Source organism: Nocardiopsis sp. NPDC055824 (assembly GCF_053616335.1).
Genome location: NZ_JBSHDN010000390.1, coordinates 1 through 2,138, shown reverse-complemented (window position 1 = coordinate 2,138; position 2,138 = coordinate 1). Strand labels below are relative to the sequence as shown.

2 protein-coding genes and 1 pseudogene are annotated in these 2,138 nt (G+C 73.8%); all 3 read right to left on the bottom strand.

Annotation, left to right across the window (positions count from 1 at the left end; translation table 11 throughout):
• Positions 1-35 precede the first annotated feature (35 nt).
• Positions 36-905 carry an alpha/beta fold hydrolase gene (locus tag ACWGL3_RS32085; protein WP_267950019.1) on the bottom strand — a complete coding sequence of 290 codons (870 nt, stop codon included), beginning with the start codon at positions 903-905 and terminating at the stop codon, positions 36-38.
• On the bottom strand, positions 902-1,378 hold the full coding sequence (locus tag ACWGL3_RS32080; protein WP_267950018.1) for a GbsR/MarR family transcriptional regulator: 477 nt from the start codon (positions 1,376-1,378) through the stop codon (positions 902-904). The genes ACWGL3_RS32085 and ACWGL3_RS32080 overlap by 4 nt, the downstream gene beginning before the upstream one ends.
• A 144-nt stretch (positions 1,379-1,522) precedes the next feature.
• Positions 1,523-2,138: pseudogene (locus tag ACWGL3_RS32075) on the bottom strand (hypothetical protein); the annotation flags it as partial.

The following is a 2,138-nucleotide window of genomic DNA, read 5'->3' as shown; positions in this document are numbered from 1 at the left end:
GCCCCGGGCGTCCGCCCGGGGCCGCCGCGGCGGGCTCAGGTCCCGGACTCGGCCAGGAACTCCCTGACCAGGGCGTTGACCCGGTCGGGCGACTGGCGGTTGAGCCAGTGCCCGTTGCCCTCCAGGAGTTCCAGACGGGCGCCGGGCACGCGGCGGGCCGCCTCGACGGTCCGCGCCGGGCGGACGCCGACGTCCTTGTCACCCTGGATGAACAGGGTGGGGCACGAGATCTCGCCCAGTCGCGGGCGCAGGTCCACCCTCATCCGCCAGGGGCCGATGGAGGCGTTCTGCCAGTCGGAGGACCCGACCCCGCTGACACGGACCTCCTCCATGACCTCGTCCACGACGGACTCCAGGTCCGCGACCGGACCGGCGAACAGGGCCCGCCGCACGAAGCGCTCCACCCCCTCCCGGGTGCGGAACATCCGCTCGGGCAGCGTGCGGTTGAGGAACCTGCTCCGCGCGGTGAGCCATAGCAGCTGGTGCACACCGGGAGGGAAGGCGATGACCCCCGCGGGAGCCATGGCCACGAGCCTCTCGACCCGTTCGGGATGGTCGATGGCGTAGGACAGGGCCAGCGCACCGCCCTGGGACAGGCCGACGAGCGCCACCCGGTCCAGGCCGAACCGGTCCAGGACGTGGGTGACGACGTCTGTCAGGGCCGCGTGGTCGGCGAGGCCGTTCCACGGCCTGCTGTGCCCCTGCTTGGGCCAGTCGGGGGCGAACACCCGGTGCTCGGCCGCCAGGACCGGGAGGAGGTGGCGCCAGCTGAGCAGGGCGTTGTCCTGCCCGGCTCCGCTCAGCAGGACCACGGGGGCGCCGTGCTCGCCCGCGGTCACCACGCTCAGCCGCCCCTCGGGGCGGTCGAGGGCGATGCGCTCGAAGGGGGTCGGGGTTCGGGTCATCGGTCGTGGTCCTCCTGTTCGTCCCGCCAGCGCCGGAGCACCGCGGGGAGTTCGGCCTCCAGGAAGCCGTAGAGCCGGTTGACGTTGGCCAGGCGCTCGCGCCGCTGCGGGGCGGAGCCCTCCAGGGCCCTGAGCCCCCGCTCGGTGACCTCCCGGAACCCCGCGGCCTGGGCGTAGCGGCGCTCCAGCATCCGGCTCCAGCCGTCGGCGGCGATGCGGAGGTACTCCTGTCGCTCCCCCCGGCGGCGCACCCCCTCGACCAGTCCGCTGGGGGTGAGGAGCCGGGCCGCGGTGCTGATGGAGCTGCGGCTGACCTGGAGTGCCTCGGCGATCTGGGCGGCGCTCTGCTCGGGCGGGTCGCTGATCAGCAGCCATCCGATGACGCGGCCGGAGATCAGGGGCAGGCCCTCGCGGGCGAAGAAGCCCGCGACGTCGTCGACGAAGGCCAGTTCGTCCTCGGTGGGTTCGCTCATGGCCTCACTTTACAGTCATTGCAGCAATTGCTGCAATGACTGTAATCGAAGGGCGTGCGTACCCCCGGCGCCGGGTACCGGCACGCGCCTCCGGCCACCCCGGTGGCCCGGCCCCGCGGTACGGGGGGACGGCCCCGGCGCGCCTCAGCGGCCGGCCGCCTCCAGGCACGCGATGTAGGCGTCGATGAAGTGGTCGGTGATCCCGTCGGCGTCGGGCCTGAAGGCGGCCGCGTCCAGGGCGTAGCCCTGGCCCTGTCCGAGACCCTGCCGAGCAGCCCCGGCGGTGCGGAACTCCTCGACGGCCCCGCGCAGTTCCGTGTACACGGCGTCCACGGCGGTGCTGAACCCCCAGTGCACCCGGCCCCGCCGGGAGGAGTGCCGGACCAGGGGGGCCTTGCCGTCGGAGAGCCAGTCCATGATCTGGGTGGGTTCGGTCCCGCGGAAGGCCGTGACGACCATGTCGTCGCCGGCCATGGTGAAGCCCTGGGTGTGGTCCAGGGCGAAGGGGGGCGCGAATTCGGCCTCGAAGAAGCGGAAGCGGTCGAACCCCCACTCGCCGGCCTGGCGCCGTGCGGTGTCCGGGTCGGCGTAGGCGAGTTTGGCCGCGTGCGCCAGGCACAGGGCGTGCGGCACCCGGTAGCCGGTGGTGGTGTGGTCGAAGACGACCGTCGTCATCGTGTGGGCTCCCTGGGGCGTGGCGGCGCGGGCGCGGTCACGACCGGGTCCGCGCCGCGCGGGGAGGGCGCCCTCGTCGGGCGCC

Bases quoted from the DNA above. Each gene is read 5' to 3' on its own strand.
- ACWGL3_RS32085 (WP_267950019.1), bottom strand. From the start codon at position 905: ATGACCCGAACCCCGACCCCCTTCGAGCGCATCGCCCTCGACCGCCCC.
- ACWGL3_RS32080 (WP_267950018.1), bottom strand. From the start codon at position 1,378: ATGAGCGAACCCACCGAGGACGAACTGGCCTTCGTCGACGACGTCGCG.